The 24,054-nt window shown below is 51.1% G+C and carries 23 protein-coding genes; 4 read left to right on the top strand and 19 right to left on the bottom strand.

Annotation, left to right across the window (positions count from 1 at the left end; all coding sequences use genetic code 11):
* Window position 1 precedes the first annotated feature (1 nt).
* The 12 genes from bioB to AB4Z33_RS02905 form a co-directional block, all read right to left on the bottom strand.
* Window positions 2–979, bottom strand: a complete 978-nt coding sequence (bioB, locus tag AB4Z33_RS02960; protein ID WP_442048530.1) for a biotin synthase BioB — start codon at window positions 977–979, stop codon at window positions 2–4.
* A gap of 26 nt (window positions 980–1,005) precedes the next feature.
* Window positions 1,006–1,752, bottom strand: coding sequence for a dethiobiotin synthase (gene bioD / locus AB4Z33_RS02955; protein WP_442048465.1), 747 nt, complete (start codon window positions 1,750–1,752; stop codon window positions 1,006–1,008).
* On the bottom strand, window positions 1,749–3,110 hold the full coding sequence (bioA, locus tag AB4Z33_RS02950) for an adenosylmethionine--8-amino-7-oxononanoate transaminase (protein WP_442048464.1): 1,362 nt from the start codon (window positions 3,108–3,110) through the stop codon (window positions 1,749–1,751). Before bioA ends, bioD begins: the two co-directional genes overlap by 4 nt.
* A 185-nt stretch (window positions 3,111–3,295) precedes the next feature.
* Window positions 3,296–3,523 (bottom strand): hypothetical protein, encoded by a 228-nt coding sequence (locus AB4Z33_RS02945; protein ID WP_442048463.1) that lies wholly within the window; start codon window positions 3,521–3,523, stop codon window positions 3,296–3,298.
* Window positions 3,524–3,537: 14 nt separating this feature from the next.
* A complete protein-coding gene (locus AB4Z33_RS02940) occupies window positions 3,538–4,236 on the bottom strand; it encodes a CD3324 family protein (RefSeq protein ID WP_442048462.1) in 699 nt (232 codons plus the stop codon).
* Window positions 4,237–4,247: 11 nt separating this feature from the next.
* Entirely contained in the window at window positions 4,248–4,952 is a 705-nt protein-coding gene (locus AB4Z33_RS02935) for a hypothetical protein (protein ID WP_442048461.1), read from the bottom strand.
* 142 nt (window positions 4,953–5,094) lie between these two features.
* Window positions 5,095–6,084, bottom strand: coding sequence for an aldo/keto reductase (locus tag AB4Z33_RS02930; RefSeq protein ID WP_442048460.1), 990 nt, complete (start codon window positions 6,082–6,084; stop codon window positions 5,095–5,097).
* 91 nt (window positions 6,085–6,175) lie between these two features.
* Window positions 6,176–6,421 (bottom strand): hypothetical protein, encoded by a 246-nt coding sequence (locus tag AB4Z33_RS02925; RefSeq protein ID WP_442048459.1) that lies wholly within the window; start codon window positions 6,419–6,421, stop codon window positions 6,176–6,178.
* Between the two features lie 8 nt (window positions 6,422–6,429).
* Window positions 6,430–7,023 carry a hypothetical protein gene (locus AB4Z33_RS02920; protein WP_442048458.1) on the bottom strand — a complete coding sequence of 198 codons (594 nt, stop codon included), beginning with the start codon at window positions 7,021–7,023 and terminating at the stop codon, window positions 6,430–6,432.
* Window positions 7,024–7,407: 384 nt separating this feature from the next.
* A complete protein-coding gene (locus tag AB4Z33_RS02915) occupies window positions 7,408–9,159 on the bottom strand; it encodes a putative bifunctional diguanylate cyclase/phosphodiesterase (protein WP_442048457.1) in 1,752 nt (583 codons plus the stop codon).
* Between the two features lie 151 nt (window positions 9,160–9,310).
* The gene (locus AB4Z33_RS02910; protein ID WP_442048456.1) at window positions 9,311–9,883 is read right to left on the bottom strand and encodes a DJ-1/PfpI family protein; all 573 of its coding nucleotides are present in this window, start codon (window positions 9,881–9,883) and stop codon (window positions 9,311–9,313) included.
* Between the two features lies 1 nt (window position 9,884).
* Window positions 9,885–10,364, bottom strand: a complete 480-nt coding sequence (locus tag AB4Z33_RS02905) for a RidA family protein (RefSeq protein ID WP_442048455.1) — start codon at window positions 10,362–10,364, stop codon at window positions 9,885–9,887.
* Between the two features lie 135 nt (window positions 10,365–10,499).
* On the opposite strand from AB4Z33_RS02905, the gene pdxR reads away from it, so the two are divergent.
* Complete coding sequence (pdxR, locus tag AB4Z33_RS02900) at window positions 10,500–11,921, top strand: MocR-like pyridoxine biosynthesis transcription factor PdxR (RefSeq protein WP_442048454.1); 1,422 nt, start codon at window positions 10,500–10,502, stop codon at window positions 11,919–11,921.
* A gap of 46 nt (window positions 11,922–11,967) precedes the next feature.
* On the opposite strand, the gene AB4Z33_RS02895 is transcribed toward pdxR, so the two are convergent.
* The 3 genes from AB4Z33_RS02895 to AB4Z33_RS02885 all read right to left on the bottom strand — a co-directional run bounded on the left by AB4Z33_RS02895 (window position 11,968) and on the right by AB4Z33_RS02885 (window position 13,213).
* Window positions 11,968–12,357: a hypothetical protein gene (locus AB4Z33_RS02895; protein WP_442048453.1), complete on the bottom strand. Its 390-nt coding sequence runs from the start codon at window positions 12,355–12,357 to the stop codon at window positions 11,968–11,970.
* 76 nt (window positions 12,358–12,433) lie between these two features.
* Window positions 12,434–12,898 (bottom strand): CcdC family protein, encoded by a 465-nt coding sequence (locus AB4Z33_RS02890; protein ID WP_442048452.1) that lies wholly within the window; start codon window positions 12,896–12,898, stop codon window positions 12,434–12,436.
* Between the two features lie 132 nt (window positions 12,899–13,030).
* A complete protein-coding gene (locus tag AB4Z33_RS02885; protein ID WP_337102878.1) occupies window positions 13,031–13,213 on the bottom strand; it encodes a hypothetical protein in 183 nt (60 codons plus the stop codon).
* Between the two features lie 278 nt (window positions 13,214–13,491).
* Here AB4Z33_RS02885 and AB4Z33_RS02880 point away from each other — a divergent pair, with 278 nt between their 5' ends.
* The 3 genes from AB4Z33_RS02880 to AB4Z33_RS02870 all read left to right on the top strand — a co-directional run bounded on the left by AB4Z33_RS02880 (window position 13,492) and on the right by AB4Z33_RS02870 (window position 18,668).
* Window positions 13,492–13,872 carry a hypothetical protein gene (locus tag AB4Z33_RS02880; protein ID WP_442048451.1) on the top strand — a complete coding sequence of 127 codons (381 nt, stop codon included), beginning with the start codon at window positions 13,492–13,494 and terminating at the stop codon, window positions 13,870–13,872.
* Window positions 13,873–14,019: 147 nt separating this feature from the next.
* Entirely contained in the window at window positions 14,020–15,672 is a 1,653-nt protein-coding gene (locus AB4Z33_RS02875) for an SWIM zinc finger family protein (protein ID WP_442048450.1), read from the top strand.
* 14 nt (window positions 15,673–15,686) lie between these two features.
* Window positions 15,687–18,668, top strand: coding sequence for a DEAD/DEAH box helicase (locus AB4Z33_RS02870; protein WP_442048529.1), 2,982 nt, complete (start codon window positions 15,687–15,689; stop codon window positions 18,666–18,668).
* Window positions 18,669–18,744: 76 nt separating this feature from the next.
* On the opposite strand, the gene AB4Z33_RS02865 is transcribed toward AB4Z33_RS02870, so the two are convergent.
* The 4 genes from AB4Z33_RS02865 to AB4Z33_RS02850 form a co-directional block, all read right to left on the bottom strand.
* Complete coding sequence (locus AB4Z33_RS02865) at window positions 18,745–20,085, bottom strand: ATP-binding protein (RefSeq protein ID WP_442048449.1); 1,341 nt, start codon at window positions 20,083–20,085, stop codon at window positions 18,745–18,747.
* Between the two features lie 108 nt (window positions 20,086–20,193).
* On the bottom strand, window positions 20,194–21,192 hold the full coding sequence (locus AB4Z33_RS02860; RefSeq protein WP_442048448.1) for an ABC transporter permease: 999 nt from the start codon (window positions 21,190–21,192) through the stop codon (window positions 20,194–20,196).
* Window positions 21,189–22,679 carry a sugar ABC transporter ATP-binding protein gene (locus AB4Z33_RS02855; RefSeq protein WP_442048528.1) on the bottom strand — a complete coding sequence of 497 codons (1,491 nt, stop codon included), beginning with the start codon at window positions 22,677–22,679 and terminating at the stop codon, window positions 21,189–21,191. Before AB4Z33_RS02855 ends, AB4Z33_RS02860 begins: the two co-directional genes overlap by 4 nt.
* Before the next feature lie 150 nt (window positions 22,680–22,829).
* Window positions 22,830–23,963 carry a sugar ABC transporter substrate-binding protein gene (locus tag AB4Z33_RS02850; protein ID WP_442048447.1) on the bottom strand — a complete coding sequence of 378 codons (1,134 nt, stop codon included), beginning with the start codon at window positions 23,961–23,963 and terminating at the stop codon, window positions 22,830–22,832.
* Between the last annotated feature and the right edge of the window lie 91 nt (window positions 23,964–24,054).

Genomic DNA, 24,054 nt, shown 5'->3' with positions numbered 1-24,054 from the left:
CTTACAGGGCGTTCAATTCAATCTCGAATCCTAAATCTTCGATGATTTGATGATCAGATGATACTTCTTGTCCTACAGTTGTTAAATAATCGCCTACAAAAAGTGAATTTGCGGCGAATAAGGACAAAGGCTGAAGCGTACGGAGGTTCACTTCGCGACCGCCCGCTACGCGAATTTCTTTAGATGGACAAATGAAACGAAACAGGGCAAGCACCTTTAATCCTTTCATCGACGGCGTTCGGCCTGCATGTTCCAAAGGCGTTCCCGGTATCGCGTTCAAGAAATTAATCGGAATCGAATCCGTATCGAGCTCGCGAAGCGCATAGGCCATTTCTACGATTTCTTGATCGGTCTCGCCCATGCCGATAATAACGCCGGAGCAGGGAGACATGCCGTGCGTCTTAACCTTCTCTACGGTTTCAACGCGTTGATCATATGTATGGGTCGTCGTTATAGAGGAGTAGTTGGCTTTGCTCGTATTCAAATTGTGGTTATACCGATGAACGCCCGCTTCGGCAAGCCGTTTGGCTTGATCGTCCTTCAGAATGCCCAGACATGCGCAAATTTTTAGCGGCATCGTTTCACGAATTTCTTTAACCGCATCAACTACTTGATTAAGCTCCTTGTCTGTCGGACCTTTACCCGCCGCTACAATGCAATAGGTTCCGGCCTTGCGTGCCATCGCTTCGCGTGCTCCGTCAAGCAGCGTCTCCTTATCGAGCAAGGTGTATTTTTTCACGGGCGCCGTCGAAACGATAGATTGCGAACAATAGCCGCAGTCCTCGGGGCAAAGGCCGCTTTTGGCGTTGATGATCATGTTCAGCTTCACTTTTTTGCCGTAAAAATGTTTTCTCACCGTAAACGCGGCATTCATGATAAGCAGCACTTCGTCATTGTCGGCTTCGAGCACGGCGAGTCCTTCCTCTAACGTTAGACGTCCCCCGCTCAATGCTTTCTCGGCAAGAGATTGCCAATCCATTACTGCAATATTAGTTCCCAACTTATTCATCCTCCCATGGACCCAATAGCAATCGCGTCTCTAATAGGCGCGAGTTGTATTGTTTTTCGTAAGGTATGTATCAACGTTTCTGAATTCGCATCGGCATGCAAACGGGGAAACCGGCCAAGGACCTTAAGTCCGCCGTAACGTTCGATGAGCTCCGCATTCGAAGCGATGCTTGGATCGTCAACCGACTCCGTTAACTTGATGTCATTCATAATGACGCCTATGATCGGAACTCCGCGTTGCCTAAGATAGGACGCCGTCAGAAGCGTGTGGTTAATCGTGCCAAGACAGGAACGGGCTACGATCAGAGCAGGCATCCGAAGTTCCGAAATAAAATCAGCCATGAGGGCGTCATCGGTCAACGGTACCGCGACACCGCCGGCGCCTTCGACGATCAGCGCCTCGTAACGTTTAACGAGCGGTGCGCTAGCCTCGATAAGCTCCTTGAGCGAAAGTGTAACCCCAGACTGCTTGGCGGCGAGCATCGGTGTTACAGGAGATTCGAATGTAAATGGTGCCACCGCTTCAGGCCGTTCATCGATTCCCGTGAGTTGCACCAGTTTTTCAGCATCGGTCATTCCGCTGCCAATTCGCGCACCCGATTGAACCGGCTTCCAGACACCAACATTCCACCCTTCGGCTCTAAGCACGGCCGCGATGGCAGCCGTAACCATTGTCTTTCCCACCCCAGTGTCCGTTCCTGTCACAAATAAACCGTTTATCGTTTCGGCGTTCGCTTTGTTCATGTAACCGATGCTCCATCGGTAACGCTTATTATCGAGTCAGCCAAAATATCTGTCATTTCATCCAGCTCAGCTTCAGTACTGGCAAGCGGAGGAATGAAAACAATCACATTGCCTAGCTGCCTCGTTAGCATTCCGAGCTCTCTGGCTCGCAGACTTGCGCGAACGCCGATCCGTTCTGCCCAATCATAGGGCTCTCGCGATGCCTTATCTCGAACGAGTTCGATACCGATCATCAGTCCCTTTTGCCGGATTTCGCCGACATGCGGGCGATCTTTAAGCGGTTCGAGCTTTTGCTCAACGAATGATGCCTTAGCTCTTACCCCTTCAACCATCTTGCGTTCTTCCATTAGCTTCAAACTAGCCAAAGCAACGGCACAACCAAGCGGGTTACCCGTGAAGGAATGGCCGTGAAAAAATGTCTTCTGTTCTTCGTAATCGGCATAAAAAGCGTTATACACTTCATCCGTCGCTAGCGTCGCTGCCACAGGCAGATAGCCTCCGGTAAGTCCTTTCCCGATCACCATCAAATCCGGAGATACGCCTTCGAGATCGCATGCGAACATAGCGCCCGTCCGACCGAAACCGGTCGCCACCTCGTCGGCGATAAGCAGGACGCCATGCTTGCGGCAAAGCGCAGCCATCTGGCGTAAACAGTTCGGCGGCATGACGATAATGCCGCCGGCGCCTTGCACGATCGGCTCCACGATGAGGGCCGCAATCTCCTCTGCACGCGTCTCGAGCAGATGACTAAGCGCCGTTAGCGTAGCCTCCAATGTTTTCGTCTCACCGCCCTGATGGCGATAAGCGTAGGGATATGGGATGACGTGCGAAGGAAATAACATGGGGCGGAACACATCGTGATAGAGAGGAATCGCGCCAACGCTAACCGCGCCGATTGTATCTCCGTGATACGCTTGATTCATAGTAATAAACGACTTTTTACCCCGTATCCCCTGGTTATGCCAGTATTGAAAAGCCATTTTGATCGCGATCTCGACTCCGGTTGCTCCCGAATCCGAATAAAAGACTTTGTTTAATCCTTTCGGAGCGATTCCCGCCAGCTTCTCTGCAAGCTCGATTGCGGGCACGTTAGCCATTCCGAGAAGGGTTGAATGGGCGACGCGTCCTAACTGATCCGTGATCGCCTGATTTAGCTCCGGCACGTTGTGACCATGTACGTTGAGCCAGACGGATGAGAAACCGTCATAATAAGCGCGTCCTTGGACGTCATACAGCTTGATTCCCTCACCCCGTTGGATAATAAGGGGATCGGAGTTATTGTAGTCTTTCATCTGAGTGAAAGGATGCCATAAGTGTTCCTTATTCAGGGTAGAAAGTCGTTCAAAATCCGTTATCACAAATGATCACCATCCAATAGTTTATTAATTGTTAACCCAAATCTATTATACTTTGGTTAACAATTAATGTAGCCATATTATCAGATAGAGACGGCACTGTAAAGCACTTACACATGGATCGAAACAAAAAAACAGCGGCAGACTTGGACTCCATATAGAGTCTCAGGCTACCGCTGTTTTCAATCTTACAATTCCGTCGTCTTAAGGGTTGTGCCTAGTGTTGTTAATCGATACAAACCGACAACAACGGGATTAGACTGCACCAATCCTTCACGCAAAAGGCTTTGGAGCGAAGGGTTGATGTCGGTTGGATTCCCCGATTCTTTCGGCAGCTGGCCAGAAATTTGCGCCGGTGACTGCCACTCCGTGGTTAGAGTCAATAATATCGATTGTTGCAGTGGAGTCAAATTCATGTTTCGTTCCTCCATCATTCATCTTTAATGAAAAGCAATACGTTTCCATAGTGCTTCATAAATCGTTTATAATCCGACGTTCCCTTCAGAGCAACTACGGTTGGGTACGCATTTACTTTGCGTTGTTTTAATGAAGTTAACATTTCTTTCTGTTCGACGCAATGAAATTTCCCGTCTTCATACTGAATAAGAAGCGGCAGAAGAGCAGAGGAAAGTTCATCTGCTTCATTAACACAGTCCTTCCCTGACTCAATTCCGTCAAGCTGGATGAGACGCAAAGGAAACTTCACGACGCCAAAGTAGATATGCTCTTCTTGTAGCCAGTCGTGTGAATGAGGAGCAGCCTTTCTGGAAAACAGCTGATAACATTGAATCCATTCCTCAAGCATCCCTATCTCCGCAAATTTAACGGCTGACTGAACGGTTGGAGCATAGGTCAGCTGTCTGTCGTTTTTCTTCGAATAGATGATTTTCTTCATGGAATCCAACGATAAAAAATATTCGTCCGCAAGCTCCGATACGGTCATCCCTTTGGCATACTTATTGCGGATCATCCTATTGCGTCTCTGCAATTGATCACGATAGCCGGACATTTCGCCCCAAGCCCTTTTTTCCTCTCCAGTAGGAATATAAAGCAGCTTCCCGGCCGCGTATTTTTGGATTTCTTTCAATAGCTTCTCAGGTATGATGTCGCCGGCATTTTCATATTTCATGTCATCACCATCTACAGGGCGTAAATTCGATCCTTCAACTCACTGATTGATTTCATAATAGACTCGCAGGATTCTGTGTCATCAATCGAGGCATGCYAGCGCAAAACATCGATGCCCTTATAGTAAGCCATACACAAATATCTTTCTTTAAAATCCGGGATGACGATATTCCTTTGGTTGCAATACTCAACCAGCAATTCCGGTATGTTTAAGTAAGGCTTATTTAGGTCCATAATTACAAAATCCAAAAGGAAATCGCAAATGCCGGATCTGCTCCAGTCGGGAAATCCGACCGTTGTCTTGCCGTCGGTAATCATATTTTCGAAAAACGTATTATTGTTTACCAAATAACGTCTACCTTCGCAATAATGAATTCTGTCGTTCATTTCCTTCAAGTACGCTTCGACAAAATCACGATCCAAAATCGTCGTATCGAATAGTTCCTTCCAATTAAACCAATAGCCCTCTTTGTCCTCTGCAAAGTTGCCGATTAGATAATCCCTGCAGGTGCCGTACTCGGTTTTACAGTCCTCGTCAAAGTCGCCGTAACCCGGCACGCCCGCTATATCCGATGCACTAATTTCAAATATTTTATCAAAAAACAACTCGTAGCAATCTGCGAACTGATCCGGGTTTAATAGATCCGCGACAAAGCCATTCGGCGTCATGCTCACCCGATCAGAAAGCATGGATTTAATAATTTGGTCGTTACTCATGTCTCTATCTCCTTTACACCTGCTAATGGTAAACTCATCAGTTGCGCACCTGATATGCGGTAATAATACCATCGGCCATGTACCCGGATATAGGCAATGAATAGGTTTAATCAACTTTACACTCACAGCTGCAATTAAGCGTTTATCGTGACGTAATCGCGCCAACGACAGGATGTGGGACATACGTCTCTTCCATCGATGCAATTTCTTCAGCGGTCAACGTTATGGAAAGAGCTCCTACCGCTTCTTCGAGATGGGACATTTTCGTAGCGCCGAAGACCGGAGCGGTTACCGGTTCTTTTTGCAGCAACCAGGCAAGCGCGATTTGAGCCCTTGGAACGCCGCGTTTTTCCGCGATTGCCGCAACCCGCTCTATAATAGAGAGGTCTGCACTGGCTGTTGCGTCATATTTCATTTTCTGGGCCTGGTCGGTTTCGGAACGATAAGTGGTTTCGGACCAATCGCGCGCGAGCCTTCCGGATGCAAGCGGGCTATAAGGAATAACGCCGATCTTCTCTTCTTTGCAAAGCGGCATCATCTCCCTCTCCTCCTCGCGGTAGATGAGGTTGAGGTGATTTTGCATCGATACGAATCGCGTCCACCCGTTTCTCTCGGCAACATGCAATGCCTTTTGGAACTGCCATGCGAACATTGCCGAAGCGCCTATGTATCTTGCTTTCCCGGCCTTCACAACGTCATGCAGCGCTTCCATCGTTTCTTCGATTGGCGTATCGTAGTCCCAGCGGTGAATCTGATACAGATCTACATAATCCGTTCCCAGTCTCTTAAGGCTCTTATCGATTTCGCTCATGATCGCCTTACGGGAAAGTCCGGCACCATTGGGACCCTGATGCATACGGAAATGAACCTTAGTCGCGAGAACAATTTCATCTCGGTTGGCGTACTCCTTTAATGCGCGGCCAACGATTTCTTCGCTTGTTCCGTCTGAATATACGTTCGCCGTATCAAAAAAATTGATGCCCAGCTCCAAAGCTCTTTTTATAAAAGGACGGCTGTTCTCTTCATTAAGTATCCAAGGGTGGGTCCAACGCTCCGCTACACCAAAGCTCATACAGCCCAGACAAAGCCGGGATACATCCAGGCCTGTATTTCCGAGTTTCATATATTCCATTTCATTGTTCCTCACCTTCATAATCGTTATGGTTTTCCAACAATTACAGTTTACTCCTTGGAGTTAACTCCAAGTCAAGCGATATTGCATATTATCGAACGAAACTGATTACAACAACCGCTGCACCCATTAGCACAATAACTGAGATGAAAAAATAGCCAAAGATCCTTAGAGGACGCGGCATCGTACGGAGATCAACTTTTCGTATTGGTCCTCCGCCTTCTATTTGTTGAATAGAGCGAAGGTTCTCATCGATATCATTAACGTTAGAAAATACATCTCTCGTTTCTTGCTTCTCAGACTGGGTTTCGTGAATGTTTTTTTCGTTCATTCCCATTCCCTCTCCTACTCCTTCACTTCAAAATCAATGTTCGCTTGTATATTGAAGCTTTGTTTGCCTTCTTCGCCGCCCGTGTTGGATTGAACATAAAAATCTACAGAACCATCAACGACATAGTGACCTTCAGGAAATCCGTCCTCCCATAAGCTTTTTATGAAATCGACATAATCCTTTTCATCTTGTTCACCGTAACCGCCGCCTCGTTTGTATTCTTCTCGAAGAGGTTCTCCTCTTTTGAGCGTTGTGTTCAATAACGGTTGATCCATCATATAAGCAATTCCATAGTTCCTTGTTGTCTCCGTTATCGGAAAATAGAACGGTGATGCAGAGTGATAAATGGTCACAGATTCCTTGTCTCCGATATACTCTAATTCTCCATATACCTTTACGGGTTCACCTTTGCGATACTCTTCTTTGTCAGAGACAAGTCGGTAGACAAAATCGCCTTCAGTTGCCTCGGCGCTTGACCCGTTTACTTCTTCAATATTGGACGGGGTAGGTGCGGGATCGGAGCTACCTTTATCGATGTTTGCTTGCGAACTGCAGCTTGCCAATACGATCGTTAACGCAACATACCCTACTAAAATAAATGCTCTCACTCTATATCACCTCACTATTCTGACGGAATATGGAAAAAATTTGTTGCAAGTAACTTTCAATATGAGCCGTATGCCAAGTTCGCTGTAAGAGCACATATGAACTTACAGCGCTGAAGTCATATACGTTACTCGTCTGTAAGAACATATACGCACTTACAGGCTACTCGGGACTGATCGCAACGCGCCAAAGTTTGCTGTAAGGGCACATATGCACTTACAACACTGAAGTCACATACGTTACTCGTCTGTAGGAGCACATACGCACTTACAGGGTACATGGGACTCGCTGCCATGCGCAATCGGAGGTGTAGGCAATTCAAAAAAACCTCACCAGCGCTGAACCACGAGGTTCAGTGCAAGTAAGGTTCCCCTTATTATCCATTATCAATTCCAACCGAGCAGAAGCTGCTCCAGCTCGCCGGCCGATAACGGCTTGCTGAACAAGTAGCCCTGCACCTTGTCGCAGCCCCTCTCCTGCAAGTAAGCCAGCTGTCTCTCATTCTCCACGCCCTCGGCGATCACGCACATGCTCATTCTTTTGCCGATCAAAATAATTTGTTCCACAAGCGTCGCTTGATTCGACTCCGCCCCGATCAGATCGATGAACGACTTGTCGATCTTCAGCGTCGAGATCGGCAGATGAGTCAGGTGGCTCAACGAGGAATAGCCGGTGCCGAAGTCGTCCAGCGCGATCTTAATATTTTCGCGTTTCAACTCGTTCAGCTTCACGCTTACGTAATCATACGATTCAAGCAGCACCGACTCCGTAATCTCCAGCTCCAAATGATGCGGCACAAGTCCCGACTGTCCCAGCGTACGAAGCACCATCTCGTTAAAGTCGTTTTGCATCAGCTGCAGCACGGATATGTTGACTGACATCGTCAGGTCAGCGAACCCTTTGCGATGAAGCTCGTTCAGGAATCGGCAAGCGGTCGCCAGCACCCATTCGCCGATCGGCACGATTAGATGGGAATCCTCGGCTACGTTAATGAACTTAAGCGGCGATACGTAACCGAGCTCCGGGCTCTTCCAACGCAGCAGCGCCTCCAGCCCCGATATCCGGTTCGACGCCAAATCGACCTGCGGCTGATAGACCAGCTCGAACTCTTCCTGCTCTAATGCCTTGTACAACTGCTTCTCGATCATCATCCGTTCGGCGAACATCTCGTTCAGCGGATGATCGAAGACGACATAGTTGTCCTTTCCCGCTTCCTTCGCTTTGTACATCGCAATGTCCGCGCGCTTCACCAGCTCCATCATATCGCTGCCATGATCCGGATATAAGCTGACGCCTACGCTAATGCTGATATGAATCATCGTGTTCTCCACATCCACCGCTTCTTTAAAGCAGGATAAAACGCTGCCCGCCGCGACATGAATATACTCCTGCTCCTCTAGTGAATGCCATACGATAATGAACTCATCACCGCCGAACCGGTATACGTCACCCTGACGGCCGACGATTGCCCTTAAACGCTCGCTTGCCTTCAAGATGAGCCGATCGCCGAATCCATGCCCCATCGTATCGTTAATATATTTGAAGTTGTCTATATCGACGAACAGCAGTGCTGCTTGGCCCGGCCTGCCCGCCAGGAAAGAACTCGATACGTTCTCGTACAGCGCCAGCTTATTCGGCAGACCTGTCAACAGATCGTGGTAGGCCAGATGCTGCATCTTCTCTTCGCTTTCCCTCAGCTTCTTCTGATTATCGATGACGAATTCGTATTGCTGCCGCAGCTCGTCCTCGGTCGCCGTAATCTCCTCGTAAGCGGACTCCAGCTCATCGTGGGCCTGCACCATTTCGCGATAAGCAAGCTCCAGCTTCTCTTCCATCCTCTTGATGCGCTTGAGCGTCCGCCATATAAGCCCGAAGACGAGCAGCGCGGTAACGAGGATGAAGAACCACCCTTTAATCATATTAATACTTGCGAGCCAATCCGCATCATCCGTAATAGCCGATACAGCCCGATCCGTAAGTAAGATCCACAAGATCCCTACTATAAAATATATGCCTGCAATCCGCAGTGAGCCTTGCAACGGGCTGAAGGAGCGCTTGTCTCCCCATCCCTCGCCTAGCTTCTCATAAGCTTCATTTCTTATTGGATGGGTACTCTTGTCTTTTTTTCTATGCAGCATGTGGCCCTCTCCCATTCGGTAAACAGTATGTACTGTTAAAATTTTCTACAAAATTACCGAAATTCCTCCATTATTCTCTATTTTACGCAAATAAAAAAGAAGGAACTGTGCCAAATTGGACAAGTCCTTCTCCTGTTCCCTGCTATGACGCTTACGTTAAGCGTTTATAATACGGATAATCCATCGTTTGCTGAATCTCTGCCGCAACAGCCTCGCCCCAGATCGATTCGATGAAAAACAATCCCAAATCGACGGATGCCGTAATTCCTCCACCTGTAAAAACCGTGTCATCCCGCACATATCTCTCCTTCACCGCAGTGTCGCAATAAGGAACGAGCAGTTCGATAGCGTTCGGATTCGTAGTTGCCCGCTTCCCCGCGAGCAAGCCCGCAGCGCCAAGCAGAACTGCTCCCGTACAAACGGACGCTTTATATTCGGCTCCTCCTGCCGTCCGCAGCCACTCGATGAACGAAGCGTCGCCAACAAGTCTCCTCGTCCCCATTCCTCCAGGAATGAACACGACATCGTAATCGCCCAAATGCGGCAAAACAAGATCGGCCTTTACGCGCATGCCGCGATCATCCGTAATCTCTTCCGCAGCCGCGCAATAATCCCAAGTCATATTTTCCACTATGCCGCGTTTCTTTAGCCAAGTCACCGCATTATGGAAGCCGCTGAAGTCAAGCGTCGTCATATCATCGAATAATATAAAAGCAAGCCGCATCTTAATGTTCCTCCTCCCGCACAGCGAATATGGAATCGATAATAACGGGCAGTCCGCCCCGCAAGGATACCGCTCCGAATACGGAGCGAGCATGTACGCCTCTATCCCCGAACACTTCGGCCATCAGATCGGAGAAGCCGTCGAGCACCTTATGATGCTCCTCGAACTCCGCGCTTGCGTTAATGAAGCCCTGCACCTTCACGACGCGAGCCACCTTGTCCAATGAACCGAGATAAGACTGGACGACGGCCAATATTTCAATCGCCGTCTCTCTCGCATACTTGTAGCCTTCCTCTGTCGTATAATGGATACCCAGCTTCCCTCTTGCTCCGCTGCTTGGTCCTTTGCCCGATACGAACAGCAGCCCGCCTTCCAAGACGCAGTTCGCATAACTGGCTGCCGGTTCGCTGGCGGGCGGCAGCTTGATGCCTAACCTCTCCAATCTAGAAAACGTATCCTCCATCGGTACATCATTTTCCATGCCGTTGTCCCCCTTCACCCTTCTCTATTGCCGATTGCTTAGATCACAGTCTATACTACAATTGACCCCTAACAAAGTGTCAGTCAACTACTATTTTTAGTGGTCAGATTGACTGAAGCGGAGGCACTTACCCCCATGGATATAACGCTTCATCCGAACGATACAGGAGCGCTATACTTACAGCTTTACAAGCGTATCAAATCGCTTATTCAGGATGGCATCGTACAAAACGGAACAAAACTTCCCTCGGTGCGGACATTATGCAAGCAATTAGGCGTCAGCAAAACGACCGTCGAGACCGCCTATCAGATGCTCTTGGAGGAAGGTTACGCGGCGAGTAAGCCTCGTTCTGGCCTATATGTGATCCATCACCATTATGGACAGCACCCGCGCGTGAGCTCATCTCCGCAGAATAGTGAACCTGCGAGACAGCAATACGAGCAAGACGCAAAGCCGCAGGACGCGGTGATCGACTTCAGCCTATTGACCGTCGACGGCGAGTCCTTCCCGCTCCGCCTGTGGCGATCCGCCCTAGCCGATTCGCTTGCGGCAAATAGCCGCTTCATTCACGAATACGGAGATCCGAAAGGCGAATACAGCTTGCGCGAGCAGCTTGCCCGCTACTTGACGAATTCGAGGGGAGCAGTCTGTACGGCCGAACAGATCGTCGTCGGCACGGGCATTTCGAACAGCATCCATGTGCTGTCAAGGCTGCTTGGAGAGGGATTGGCCGTTGGCGTAGAGGCGTATGGCATTGCTCAGGTGAGGACCATTTTCGAACAAAATCAATTACAGCTCATTCCGATTCAAGGCGAAGGCGACCATCACGAATTGACCTTCGAGCAATTGGAACGCAGCACGCTACAGGCGCTCTACCTGACCCCGTCGCATCGTCCCGCGGGCAGTCCTCTTCCCTACAAAACGCGGCAACAGCTTCTGCAATGGGCACAAGCAAGCGGCAGTTATATCATCGAAGACGATTATGACGGCGAATTCCGTTATTACGGCAAAACAATCCCTTCTTTGCAAGGGATGGACTGCCATGATTCCGTTATCTATTTAGGCACATTCTCCAAGTCGTTCACACCCGCGCTGCGGATGAGCTACATGGTGCTCCCGCCGAAGCTTATGGAGAAGCTAAACGATCTAACGCATATTCTGACATGCCCGTCGCGAATCGATCAGTGGGCGATGGAGCTGTTCATGGAGAAAGGCCATTGGTATCGTCATATTCGCAAAATGAGGCAGGTGTATCGGAGGAAGCATGAATGGCTGATCGCATGCATCGAACGCTGCTTGCCGGGCAAAGCGCAAGTGACAAGCGATCATGCCGGGCTGCATATTGAGCTGACGCTGGAAGCGAGCTGCAGACCCGAGCGGCTCATCGAGCTTGCGGCAGCCGCAGGAGTTCGCGTCTACGGTCTGCAAAGCCCGGACCTACCCGGACTTAACGACAAGCCTAAGCTGTACCTGGGCTTCGGAGGCATAACAGACAGCGATATGTCGCATGGCATTCAATTATTAAGCGAAGCATGGACGCCTGTATGGCGTCATTAATAAAAAAAAGCGATATGGCCCGAGAGCGCATATCGCTTGCTTCGTATTATTTTTTGCTAATTCTAATAACGAGATAAATGACCTCTACAATAAGGCCAACGGCGAATCCGGCTGCAATCAACTCCATGAACACAAGGATACTGATGAGATCCTCCCAGCCGGTCATATCCCTAGAATAAACGGCCATTCCGATTAGACCCGCCGCGAGTCCGGCAGTCGAGCATAATGCCAGCTTACGCGCGCCCAGCCATCCGAAGAAGCCGAACAGAAACGATAAGCCCGTGCCTAACAGCAGAAACCGGAAAGCATACACTCCCGTGAAGGCTTGCTCCATAAGGACGAACCGTATAAGCCATAGCAGCAAGGTTGCCGTAAGCGACGATATGCCCGCCCATAGCCACCACCGACTGCTTCTTGCAGCAGGAAGCCAACGCATAACTACTGCCCCTCTCTCGAAACGCTTTTTCTTGATGCATCTATAAGACGTATCTCGAGTTGCATTTGTTTCGGAACTAGGCTCGAAGCCCGGCGACCTTGCGGTATTTCATGTAAGAGACCACGCGCCAAGGCAATACGTAGGAGAACGCAACGAGCATGAACAAGGCGCCCAGCGTCGAAGGATTAACGATATCCAGGTACCCTCTTAGGGCAAATCGAATAACAAGAATCGCGAGGAAGGCGAAAATAAATCCCATATTTTTTTTCGCATAGATTTGATTGTCGTCCCGAACCTCATAGTTCGTCGTCCATATGAGCGGCAGCGACATCGCGACGCCTAGAACGACTGCGATAAGCCAATCGTACATCGGTGCATGTACGTCCGCATTCATGAACAAAGTGATGCCCGGCAGCATGAAGAGCATCGGCAGCAATAACCGTTTACCTCCGCGCACCGGCTTGTAGAAGGACCTCGTACGCCTCCAAAGCACCAATGCGGCAATCGCCAAAACCATAATATACATTTCGTTCGTGTTCATTTCCCCACCGCTTTCCGCTCCATTTTTATCCTCAATCAGTATACATCGATAAGCATATTTTGGAAATATTTATGTGCGCAAAAAAATAGAGCATCCTAAGATGCTCCTAACGAATAACGATGATGTTGCTTGCTACATTTGACGGCGTCTTACCGTATTCAGTTCCATCTCGTTCTGATGCCATTCTTTAATGATATGCTGATAAAAATGGCTCTCTTGCGAGCTTAAGCCCCGCTTATTGCTCTTCACGGCAAACTTCTCGATGCGCTTCTTCAAAATCTCGTTGCGACGACCCAACAAATCCGAATAAGTCAAGTAAAATCAGCCTCCAGCAGTCGTATTCTGTCTCGTCTCGATTAAGTATATCGGAATAACCGGGTATTGAAAAACCGCATATGCTCGCTATTATCCGCAAATATCCGCCTCAGCGTCTCTCTTCCAAAGCGAGCAAATCGTATTCGGAAATATCCTTCCCGATACGCAGTCTCGCGATAGGAGGGCAGCCTATTTTCAGCTAATAGAGTAGAATCGTCCAAGCCGTTTGGCAACCTTTTCATAGAATATATGAATCTATTGAAAGGTTGTGAGATTAGATGGCTGTGTTTAAATATTCAACTGGCCCCGTCGAGAACTCCGTTAATGTCGACGATTCGTTCACGCCGCCGGGCGCGTCGAGCTTCGTCTTCGTCAAGGCGCTCAACAACAGTACTTGCAATAACGTAAGGGTACGCGTGAAGCTGTTTCAATTGAACGGAAGAAAGCGGCTCGTGAGTAATCAGTCATTTACATTAAGAAGATTCGAATCCAACTTCGTCATCCTCGACGTTGCAACAATCGCGCAATACGAGGTGCAAATCTTCACCAGCCACAAGAGCGTGCTCGTCTCCGCTTGGGGCAAAGACGCAGACGGCCAGCTCGTCGCCGCTCAGCGCTTCACCCAACAGGAGCTTACCAAAGCAACCTTCAAAGGCTAACAAACTAGGATGAAATGGTTGTGCAGGCTCTCCCTCCTGTGCCGCCATTTTTTTGCGTTWAGTGATATAATCTAGAGTAGCCGAAAGACACTGTTCTTTGGCGGCCTAAGATTTTTCATAGTGAAACAAATGGGAGATTATTCGAACATGGATAACTTGTATAGGATAGATAACAATCAATGGAATATGCTTGTTCAAGACGTAAGCGACAGCTTCGACGATGGGACCATTAAGCGCGGGTATGCTTATTACAGACAGGGGCGGGTGCTTCATATCGCGATGAGCGCGCCGCAGCAAATAGAGGGAATCGTCGAGGGGAACGACAATTATAAGGTCGAGATTAACCTCGATTTTTTCACACTGAGCAACTGCTCGTGTCCGGTAGGCGGCAACTGCAAGCATCAATTCGCGATTCTGCTCGAGTACGCCAGACTGCAGAACCGATCCGTCGAGATGCTTGTGAACGCTGGACAGCATGTTTTCAGCCAGCCTTCGCCGCGATCCGCAACTACATTCGCAGCATCCGTACGCAAACAGCAGCCCGTTGCTAATAAGCCAGCCGTCTTATCGGCAGCAGAACTGACCGGCAAGGGCAGCATGCTTGCACAGATGACGATCGCCCAGTGGCAGGAATGGTTCGCCCTCTGCACGGCAGGACTCGAGGAGAAGACGCGGAACGGACAATATGTGCAGGATTCACTGAAGGCCATTATGGCTCACAAGCCCCCGCTCTCGCCCGTACTGGAGCAGCTTCTTGGTCTGAACGCCCGGCTCTTCGTTCTTCAAGCGCTGACGAAGCCGATAGCGAACTCCTCCATGCCGGGCCACTTCTATATGGGTTTCTTCACGAATTCAGCCGCTATCGATCTAGAAAAAGAAATAATGGGCGTATTGGATTCGAATCTTCCCATCCAAGCCGAACCTGAGCAATGGGATCGCGTCAAGGAAACTCTCGCTATTATTCGCCGCGCCATGCTCGTCCAATCACGCATTCAGCAAGCTGCGGTCAGCTTCTACTTCCAACTGTGGACGGAGTGGCTTACACCCAATATGAACGGCACGGCGCTTTATGAGGATGAGCTTCGGGAGCTGGCGGCTGCTTCCGAAGCGCTGGGAAGCGAACTCCGCCAATATCCGTGGCTGATTGCGCGAAGCTGGATGTCGTTCAGCCTATCCGAGGACGAGAAAGCTTGGGAACTGCTGGGCACGATCAAACGGTCCGATGGCAGTTCCGATGATCTTTTCCGATTCCTGCATGCGCTAATCAAGGATGAACATTGGGACCGCTTGATCCAATGGCTGTCATGGTTCGGTTCGAACATCGTAGGCTTAGTCACCCATGCCGAGCAATTGTATTCGCATCTATGGGACGAGGCACTTCTTCATCGTCCAGACGCCGAGCCGCTCATGTGGCATACGCTGAAGCAGCGACTGCCAGCCAGTCAGGAAGCTTATGAGGACAAGCTGCTCAATTACGGCAAGCTGCGCGAGTGGATGGACTTTCAGATGAGCTCGGGCAGGGAACCGCTCGATTATCGCGTCTCGGAATTCGCGGATATTGAGCGCAACGATCCGAAGCTGCTGCTCCCCTTTTACCACCAAGCCGTTGAGCGGTACGTTCTGCTCAAGAACAGAGCCGATTACAAGCAGGCGGTCAAGCTGCTTAAGAGGCTCGCCAAGCTATATAAGAAGCTGAAACGAGAGGACAGATGGGAGCTGTTCTTGAACTCATTCCTTGATCGGCATAGCAGGCTGCGCGCCTTATCAGAGGAATTGAGGAAAGGAAAGCTGATACCATGAGTGCGAACATGAACATGAGCATCCAAGTAGACATGATTAAGGTTACCGTTACAATAACGACACAAGGCGACGCCCTCTTATATGGACATAGAGCGAATCGCAACACCGCTATGAGCGGCTTGGCACTAAAGCACCGCTTATTTGCCTGGCATGAACCGTCCTTCTATGGAACAGAGCTAGAAGTCATGCAGGTACAGCATACAGAGCTCATTCTGCTGCCTGCCGAGCAGGTGCTTCCGTTCTTCGCCGAGCTGGAGCTCCTCTCTTCGATTGAATGGGAATGGGCCGGACATGGCCCCGCGCTCGTTCGGCTGACGCCAGTGCTGTCGGCATGTCTGGAGCAAAAACAATATATTCCGAGTCTCCCTGCCTTCCATGAAGGCAAGCTGGAATGGTCGTGGGACAATACAGACGCGCAAAGGATAATGGATCAATCGCAGGAGTATGAGGATCAGGATGAGCTAGCGGAGGATACCCTTACGGAAGGGCTTCGAGCGTCATTCTCGGCCGCCGTATTTGGTCGCTTCTATTCTACCGAAGCCGAGCAAGCCGATCTGCACCGGGAATTTCCGCTCTTATTCGCGGAAGATCGCTCGGCGGCTGCCGGGATGGACGAGCAGGCTTGGCTCATTGCGGTCGGCTGGAGAGCCGATTCGGCGCCGTTCCGGCCGCTTCTGCAATTGCTTGAGCCGGGCGAGGAGGAGCTAGACTGGCGGCTGCGGCTTGTGCTGCAGGACAAGCTGGACGCTGCGGCGATTACGCCAATCCGGCTGGCAGCCAGCGGCAGCGCGTTAGGCTCTTGGCCGGCGTCATGGACAGGCTTCGTGCAAGAACGCTCGGCTGGCTGGCTGGAGCATCTTCGCGCTTGTCTGCCGGCTGCGCAACTGGCGGGTGAAGGCGCCCGCAACGATGATCTGCTTAGCGCTCCGCTATCGGACGAAGCCGCGTGGCAGTTTCTAACGACGGACAGCAAGCGTCTGCTCGAAGCCGGCTGGCAAGTGCTGCTTCCCGCCTGGTGGGAGGCGGCGAGCAAGAAGAAGCCGCGGCTGCGCGCCAAAGTGAAAGACAGCGCGGGCCGAGCAACGAACCGCTCGTTGTTCGGCCTCGATTCCCTCGTCGACTTCGACTGGCGAATCGCGATCGGCGAAGCAGATCTCACCGAGGAAGAGTTCGCCGCCCTCGTCGCTCGTAACGAACGTCTCGTTCGCTTCCGCGGGCAATGGATCTCGCTTGACCCTGCCCTGCTGTCGCAAATTCGCAAGCTGATGGCCAGCGTGGATCGGACGGAAGGACTGTCCTTCCAGGACGTACTGCAGCTGCATCTGCTCGGAAACGGCGGCGCGAGCAGCCCTGAAGAAGAGGCGGCTGCAGCGGCGGACAACGCGGCTCGCATCCAACTCGAGGTCGAGCTTAACGAGCATCTCGTTAAGCTGATCGGCCAGCTCGGCTCGCAATCCGAGCTGCCGCCCCTTGAGCCGCCGGCGGGGCTGCGCGCCGAGCTGCGAACCTATCAGCGGGAAGGCTACGCATGGCTTTCCTTCCTGAGACGCTTCGGTCTCGGCGCCTGTCTCGCCGACGACATGGGCCTGGGCAAGACGGTACAGCTGATCGCGTACTTGCTGCATATGAAGGAAACGGGAGCGCTTCAAGACGGCGCTCCCCCAGCTCTTATCATCTGCCCAACGTCCGTACTCGGCAACTGGCAGAAAGAAATTACGCGCTTCGCCCCATCGCTCAGCGTCACGCTCCACTACGGCAGCAGGCGCAACAGCGGCGACGCTTTCCTTGCGCAGACCCAGCAAGCCGATATCGTGCTGACCTCCTATGCGACGGCCACGCTTGATCAAGAGCTGCTGCAGTCCATTAACTGGGCTGCAATCTGTCTTGACGAAGCCCAGAACATTAAGAACGCTCAGACGAAGCAGTCGTCGGCCGTTCGCGGCATGAAGGCTAAGCATCGCATCGCCCTTACAGGAACGCCGATCGAGAACCGGCTAAGCGAGTTATGGTCGATCTACGACTTCATCAATCCCGGCTTCCTCGGCAGCGCGGCCGGCTTCCAGCAGCGGTTCGTCAAGGCGATCGAAACCGAGCGCGACGAGAAACGGATGGCTGACCTGCAGAAGCTCGTTAAGCCGTTCATGCTGCGCCGCAAGAAAAAGGATCCCGCGATCCAGCTCGACTTGCCGGATAAGAATGAGATGAAGACGTACATTCATCTCACGGCCGAGCAAGGCGCGCTCTATGACCAGAGCGTGAATCAGCTCATGGACCGCATGCAGAAGCTCGAGGGCATCGAGCGGAAAGGCGCGATTCTTGCCGCGCTCACCCAGCTCAAGCAGCTATGCGATCACCCGCTGCTGCTGACGAAGGAGAGGACGGCGGCAGCAATTGGCGAAGCCGCTGCCGATGCTCCGCTTGATACGGAAGCGCTCATCAGCCGCTCCTCCAAGTTGGAGCGCCTGCTCGCGATGGTTCGCGAGCTGCGCGACGAAGGCGAGCGCTGCCTCATCTTCACGCAATATGTCGGCATGGGACAGATGTTGCAGCAGGTGCTCCGGCATGAGCTGCAGGAGCCGGTGCTGTACTTGAACGGCAGCACGTCCAAGTCCGCGCGCGACCGAATGATCGAGCAATTCCAATCGCAGACGCTGCCCCCCGAGGAGCAGCCGAACGTATTCATTCTGTCGATCAAGGCTGGAGGCGTCGGCCTTAATCTGACAGCGGCGAATCATGTCTTCCACTTCGACCGCTGGTGGAATCCGGCCGTCGAGAACCAAGCAACCGACCGCGCATACCGGATGGGCCAGACCCGGGATGTGCAGGTGCATAAGTTCATCTCGCTCGGTACGCTCGAGGAGCGAATCGATGAGATGCTCGAGAGCAAGCAGCAGCTTAGCGACACGATCATCACAAGCTCCGAAGGCTGGATTACCGAGCTATCGACCGATGCGCTGCACGACCTCTTCACGCTGCGGCATGATTTTGCCGATTAAGGCTATTCCATAAAAATAAGGGTTATCCGATTGATTGGGCATTGCCCCCCGTCGGATAACCCTTTTACTAATCTTCTCACACCACGCTGGCTTTCTTACCGCCTGTTTCATTCATCTTTACGTCTCTAGCGAAGCTGAACTGAAACGAGGTTCCAGCTCCTATCCTGCTCTGTATGTCGATCTTGCCATTCATCTTCTTAATGATGCCGAACGACACCATCGTCCCAAGGCCCGTCCCTTTCTCCTTCGTCGAATAATAAGGCGTGCCGAGCCTCCGGATTTGTTCCTGTGTCATGCCGCAGCCGGTATCGTTAATGCTAATAAGCAATTGATCTTGATATTTTTCCGATCTGATCTCGAGCAGTCCGCCGCCCGGCATCGCCTCGATCGCGTTTTTGCCGATGTTGATCATCGCTTGGCGGAACTTGTATCGATCCCCAGCAACAAAGAGCGGCTGTTCGTCCGCTACGTACTCTTTAATCTGAATGTTGTTATAGTTCGCATAAGTGAGCAGCACGTTCGATAAATAATGAACCTCTTCATTCAAGTCGATATTTTCGACCGTCTCGGGATCGGGCTTGGCCAGCGTCAAGTAATCGGTGATGATTAGCTGCGCTCGATCTAATTCTTCCAGACTGATCTTTTTGTAAAACTCTTTCTTCTGCTGACTTAAGTTCGCCGTTCCGAGCAGCTCGATGAACCCTCTGACGGTCGTGAGCGGGTTGCGAATCTCGTGAGMGACGGAAGCAGCCATGTCGCCGACGATCTTCATTTTCTCGCTGCGAATAACCTCTTCCTGCATGTAAAAATATTTGCCGAGAATCTCGATTAAATAAATGCCGATTCCGATAATGACGCCTTGCAGCAGATAGGTTTCCAATGTCTCTATCGGCTTTTTGTAAAGCAAATCGAGGCTTCCGATCATCGAGAGGTATAGAGAGAAGGCAATAAGTTTAATGGAAGTGCATAAAAAAATGGCAGCCATGATCTTTTGCGGCAGCTTGAGTGTATGATAGCGCTTGTTAAGACCATAGACGATAATCAGAGTTGGCAACAGAGCGCACGCATAGATCAGCTCGTTCGGATTGCCTAACAAATACCGAAAGATCAGCAATGTCGCATATAACAACAACGCGACGGGGATCCCGCCGTATAACGAGCCAATTGCTAAAGGAATAGAGCGAAAATCGTATGTAAGGCCGTGGATATGGATAGGAAAGGACATCGTCGTAATGAGCGCAATCGCAAAAAGAATATAGAGAAGAAACCGATAGAGCAGCAATTTGCCCCTTACCCTGAAAATATACGGATAAAACACGAGCGGGGAAAAAATAAGAAAAATATTAAGAATAAAATCTTTGAATTGAGCGACCATGACTTCCCCCAGCCCTATACCTATTTGACCTAAATATATCATAAAAGGTCGCTGTTGGATGCATCGTTTCGGCAAGAAAAAAAGCGGTCCGCAGTCTTTGTTCAGACTGTCGGAACCGCTTCATTTTCAGGGCCCATCTTGCCCGCGCAGCTAGTGCTTTCGCTTGTAATACGTTATCGCTAGCGCAAGTGCCAGAACGGAGCCTTTCACAATATCCATCGCATAATAGGGAACGGAAAGCATAACTAGTCCATTGGACAATATGCCGATAAGCACCGCGCCCGCGAACGTGCCGAACGCGTTAGGTTTGCCGGCTCCGAATACGGAGTAGCCGATGAACGCCGCCGCAACCGCGTCCATTAAGTACGAGCCGCCCGAATTAACCTCTGCATTCATGACGCGCGCGCCGAGTATGATTCCGCCGACTGCCGCGAACAGCGCCGATACGAGATAAGCGATCAAGCGGTACTTGCCCACCGCGATGCCTGACAGCTTAGCCGCTTCCGGGTTGCCGCCGATCATATACATATAACGGCCATGCTTCGTATACGTCAGGAATAGATGTACGACGATGACTACAAGCAGCATAATAATGATGATCCACGGCACTTCCCCTAATTTGCCGAAGGAATCGGGAATGACGCCCGTGGCAAAATCGCCGTTTGGCATAATCATATTTTGCGAGATCGTCGCACCTCTGGTGTACGTCAGCGCCACGCCCTGGAAGACGAACATCGTCGCGAGCGTCATCAGCATGTCTTGAATCTTGAAGTTGATGACAAGAAACGCATTAATGAGGCCGATAACGAGACAGAAGGCAATCGTGATCGCGATGCCGACGCCGATGTTCTGTCCATGCCAGACGAACATGGAGATGACGAGCGCATTGGCGACCGAAGCCGTCGAGCCGACCGATAAGTCGAAGCCCCCGACCGACAGCGATACCGTAAGTCCAGTTGCGATAATCGTTACAATAGCAATCGAACGCAAAATATTAATAATATTAGCGCCGTTCAAGAAGTTGTCCGTCATTGTGCCGAACACGGCAATGAGCAGCAGGATCGTAATTAACGTCCCGTATTTATAGAGAAAGTCAAAGAAATGAAACCCTTTCGCGCTCCGATCGGCATTCGCTTCGGCAGCCTTCATGTCAACAAGCCTCCAGTGCTGTATAGCAAAATCTCTTCCTCATTCGTATGCTTCGTCTCCAGCTCTTTAATGACGCCTCCGTCATACATGACGTACATGCGGTCGGTGATGCCCATCATCTCGGACATTTCGCTGGAGGCGTATAGTATGCATTTGCCGCGGCTAGCCAGCTCGGCTACCAGCTCGTAGATGTCGCGCTTCGCGCCTACATCCACGCCTTTGGTCGGCTCGTCGAAAATGTAGACGTCAGCGTCGACGAGCAGCCATTTGCCGATGGCGACCTTCTGCTGATTGCCGCCCGACAGATTGCGAACCTTCGCCGCTCCGCTTGGCGTCTTAATGCCAAGATCGGCAATGATCGCCGTCGCGGCTTTCTTCTCCTTCGCCGCGCTCAGCCACGAGCCCCATTTGGTGAACCTTGACAGAACCGATGCCGAAATGTTGTCGGACACCGACTCATCGACGAAGACGCCTTCACGCCGACGCTCCTCAGGTACGAGCGCCAGACCGTGCTTCACCGCTTCATGCGGCGAACGAATCCGCAGCTTGCGCCCTTGCAGATAGGTATCGCCTGTCGATGTCGATGACGCTCCGAACAAGGCGCGGCAAAGCTCCGTCTTGCCCGCGCCGACGAGACCCGCGAGGCCGACGATCTCGCCTTTGCGAATGAATAGCTCGACGTTCTTCACCTTGTCCGTATCGCTGACCGACTTCGCCTCGAACCACTTCTCCCCTATCGTCCTTTCCGACTTCGGGAATTGTCCGTCCAGCTTCGCCCCTAACATATGCTCAACCACTTGCTGCTGGCTGAGCCGCTTGATTTCGTCTCTTATGACAAGCTTCCCGTCACGCATGATCGTGATGTCGTCGCATATTTCATACAGCTCCGGCAGACGGTGGGAGATGAAGATAATGCCTACGCCTTCCGACTTAAGCTGTCGCACTAAGCGGAACAGCTGCTCCGTCTCGCTATGGCTAAGCGGAGCGGTCGGCTCGTCCAATACGAGGAAGCGGCATTCCATCGACACCGCCCGGGCGATCAAAACCATCTGCTTCTCCGCAAGCGTCAGCTCTTGGACAAGCTTGCGTGTCGGCACCTTCACATTCAGGCGGTCTAGCACAGCCTGAGCCGAGCGGTGAAGCTGCTTCCAGCCAATGAGATGCCGTCCCTTCATGTTATGGACGGTTTGTTCCATCATAATATTTTCGCCGACGGTCAAGTTGGGAATTAAGACAGTGTCTACTTCCTGATAGACGATCTGAATGCCGTTATCCTTCGCGTCCTTCGGCGACCGAATAGCCGCTTGCTTACCGTCCAGCCATATATCGCCCGTGTAGTGATTGTACGCGCCCGAGAGCACCTTCATCAGCGTTGATTTGCCCGCCCCGTTCGCGCCGATTAAGGCATGAGCCCGTCCAGCCAACGTGTGAAAGTCAACGTCGGTTAACGCTTTTACGCCGGGAAACTCAATCGAGATCCGTTTCATTTCAAGCTTGCTTGCTTGTCGCTCTGTCAACCGCCCTACCTTCCTCTCCAAACAGGATAGAGCGCCCCCATCCGGATGGACAAGGGCGCTTTCCTTAAGCTTCATGCAGCTAGTGCTAGCTGTACCATTATTCGATATGGCTGCTTTCGTCTATTTGCCGTTTGCGGCTTTCAACGATTTGATCCAATCCTCTTCAAAAGCATCCGTCGTTCCCCAGCCAGGAATGATTTCGGCAAGCGTAACCATGTTGACAGGGTTAGCCGACGTCTTCAATGTTTCTTGGTCAATCAACGCCGCTTCCAAGTTGTACGATGCAGGCGTTTCTTCGCCAGCCAGCTTCTTCGCAAGCAATCTTACGTTCACCGCGCCGATCATCTTCGGATCAACCGCAGCAGTGGATGCCCAAGGGCTGTTCTCTTCTTGCATAATTTGCAGGTCGGCGTTCGATACGTCGATGCCGTAAATCTTGATTTCCGTGCGTCCCGCTTCGATCAGCGCTCTAGCTGCACCGATTGCGAAAGCATCCCATGTTGCGAAGATCGCGTCGATCTCGCCTTTCGGGTATTTCGTCAGCATTGCCGCTACCGCGTTTTGCGTATCAACCGATGTGTTCTCATTCGCAACGCCGAAACGGTCAACTTCCTTGATGTTCGGGTATTTGGCAAGCGTATCCGTGTATACCTTGTTGCGGCGAACCATTGGAGGGAAACCGTCTACCCAAAGGTATACGATCTTTGCATCCTCGCCTTGCTCTTTCACGAGATTGTCTAGGGCGAATTGCGCGAGCGCTTCGTCGTCTTGCGAAGTAAGCGTAACGCCGGATACGCCAGACAGTTCTCCCACGGAATCGAAAGCAACAACTTCGATGCCTTTATCTCTTAGCTTCTGTACAGCATTCACTGTAGCAGGGTCATCGCCGTGCGAGACGACTACGCCGTCTACGTCGCTGTTCGCCGCTTGGTCAAGCGCGTCAAGGAACTTCACCGTGTCGCCGTTCGCCGAGAACGTGTCGACGCTGAATCCAAGCGCTTCGCCCTCTTGCTTTGCGCCAGCAAGGAATTGTGCGGTATGATCGTCTCCGCCGATCTTGCGGATTACTTTCAGTTTTATATCGCCTTTATCGGCCAATGCCGCTGGAACGTCTACCTTCTCTACATTAGCAGACTGGTTATTGCCGCCTGCTGCTTCGTTTGCGTTGTTGTTCTTCGCTTGTCCGCAGCCCGTTGCTACGATAACGACGGCCAGCATCAGACCAAGCATAGAACGAAGTTTCTTGTTGTTCATTTTGTTTTCTCCCCTTGTATCTACAAATGATTGTATTAATACAAGTAATCCTATCGGATATTCTATTGGACGTCAATAGATTATCTATTTA

Origin of the sequence: Paenibacillus sp. 2TAB19, assembly GCF_052115185.1 — a bacterium.
Lineage (GTDB): Bacteria > Bacillota > Bacilli > Paenibacillales > Paenibacillaceae > Pristimantibacillus.
Note: the sequence above shows the minus strand (reverse complement) of the source record. Positions and strands in the feature narration are given on the sequence as shown.

Bases quoted from the DNA above. Each gene is read 5' to 3' on its own strand.
- bioB (WP_442048530.1), bottom strand. From the start codon at position 979: ATGGATTGGCAATCTCTTGCCGAGAAAGCATTGAGCGGGGGACGTCTA.
- bioD (WP_442048465.1), bottom strand. From the start codon at position 1,752: ATGAACAAAGCGAACGCCGAAACGATAAACGGTTTATTTGTGACAGGA.
- AB4Z33_RS02945 (WP_442048463.1), bottom strand. From the start codon at position 3,523: ATGAATTTGACTCCACTGCAACAATCGATATTATTGACTCTAACCACG.
- AB4Z33_RS02940 (WP_442048462.1), bottom strand. From the start codon at position 4,236: ATGAAATATGAAAATGCCGGCGACATCATACCTGAGAAGCTATTGAAA.
- AB4Z33_RS02930 (WP_442048460.1), bottom strand. From the start codon at position 6,084: ATGGAATATATGAAACTCGGAAATACAGGCCTGGATGTATCCCGGCTT.
- AB4Z33_RS02925 (WP_442048459.1), bottom strand. From the start codon at position 6,421: ATGGGAATGAACGAAAAAAACATTCACGAAACCCAGTCTGAGAAGCAA.
- AB4Z33_RS02915 (WP_442048457.1), bottom strand. From the start codon at position 9,159: ATGCTGCATAGAAAAAAAGACAAGAGTACCCATCCAATAAGAAATGAA.
- AB4Z33_RS02910 (WP_442048456.1), bottom strand. From the start codon at position 9,883: ATGCGGCTTGCTTTTATATTATTCGATGATATGACGACGCTTGACTTC.
- AB4Z33_RS02905 (WP_442048455.1), bottom strand. From the start codon at position 10,364: ATGGAAAATGATGTACCGATGGAGGATACGTTTTCTAGATTGGAGAGG.
- pdxR (WP_442048454.1), top strand. From the start codon at position 10,500: ATGGATATAACGCTTCATCCGAACGATACAGGAGCGCTATACTTACAG.
- AB4Z33_RS02895 (WP_442048453.1), bottom strand. From the start codon at position 12,357: ATGCGTTGGCTTCCTGCTGCAAGAAGCAGTCGGTGGTGGCTATGGGCG.
- AB4Z33_RS02890 (WP_442048452.1), bottom strand. From the start codon at position 12,898: ATGAACACGAACGAAATGTATATTATGGTTTTGGCGATTGCCGCATTG.
- AB4Z33_RS02880 (WP_442048451.1), top strand. From the start codon at position 13,492: ATGGCTGTGTTTAAATATTCAACTGGCCCCGTCGAGAACTCCGTTAAT.
- AB4Z33_RS02875 (WP_442048450.1), top strand. From the start codon at position 14,020: ATGGATAACTTGTATAGGATAGATAACAATCAATGGAATATGCTTGTT.
- AB4Z33_RS02870 (WP_442048529.1), top strand. From the start codon at position 15,687: ATGAGCATCCAAGTAGACATGATTAAGGTTACCGTTACAATAACGACA.
- AB4Z33_RS02860 (WP_442048448.1), bottom strand. From the start codon at position 21,192: ATGAAGGCTGCCGAAGCGAATGCCGATCGGAGCGCGAAAGGGTTTCAT.
- AB4Z33_RS02855 (WP_442048528.1), bottom strand. From the start codon at position 22,679: ATGAAACGGATCTCGATTGAGTTTCCCGGCGTAAAAGCGTTAACCGAC.
- AB4Z33_RS02850 (WP_442048447.1), bottom strand. From the start codon at position 23,963: ATGAACAACAAGAAACTTCGTTCTATGCTTGGTCTGATGCTGGCCGTC.